Here is a 673-nt window from a genome sequence, read left to right as displayed (position 1 = left end):
ACCTTGGTCGATCGCGGTCAAATACTCGACTTTACGCCAGGTTACGGCGCGGTCGCGTTTGGTTTAGTCGTTGTGCTGACAATGTTAGCCGCAGAGAGTATTGACCCAAGGCTAATCTGGGATGAAGCCCCAAAACAATCAGAAAAAGAGTCAATTAATGAGTGATCAGAACAATTCTCAAACATCGTATGTGCCTGATGTTAAGAGGAGCAAAGGCATATCTCCACTTTGGCTACTGCCAATTTTGACGATGGTGCTCGCCGGCTGGCTTGTGGTGAAGTCCATCCATGATGCGGGGCAACGAGTACAGATTTACTTCTCCGACGCTGCTGGTTTGGTGGCGGGACGTACAACTATCCGTTACCAAGGTTTGGAAGTCGGTATGGTGCGTGACATTAATTTGTCCGAAGATCTCGGCAGCATTTACGTGGATGCAGACATCTACCCTGAAGCAACGAAGTTACTAAACGACAAAACGCGTTTTTGGCTCGTCAAACCAACCGCGAGTTTAACTGGTGTGTCGGGCTTGGATGCGCTTGTTTCTGGTAACTACATCTCTATCCAACCGGGGGACGGTCAAGAATTTGAGACCACATTCCACGCTCTCGATTCGGCGCCAACGGACCTACGTGTTTCACAGGGTTTGAACATCAAGCTTAAAAGCCGAGACTTA

The 673-nt window shown here is 48.9% G+C and carries 2 protein-coding genes; both read left to right on the top strand.

All coding sequences use genetic code 11. The annotated features are described in order from the left end of the window. On the top strand, window positions 1–165 hold a 165-nt coding region (locus R7Q11_RS26705), incomplete at its 5' end, for a paraquat-inducible protein A (RefSeq protein WP_225467059.1). Next, window positions 158–673, top strand: a 516-nt coding sequence (locus R7Q11_RS26700; protein WP_225467058.1) for an MlaD family protein, incomplete at its 3' end; no start/stop codon positions are given. The genes R7Q11_RS26705 and R7Q11_RS26700, both read left to right, overlap by 8 nt.

This window comes from Vibrio sp. 970, from assembly GCF_033339075.1.
This window is presented reverse-complemented; position numbering and strand designations above follow the sequence as displayed.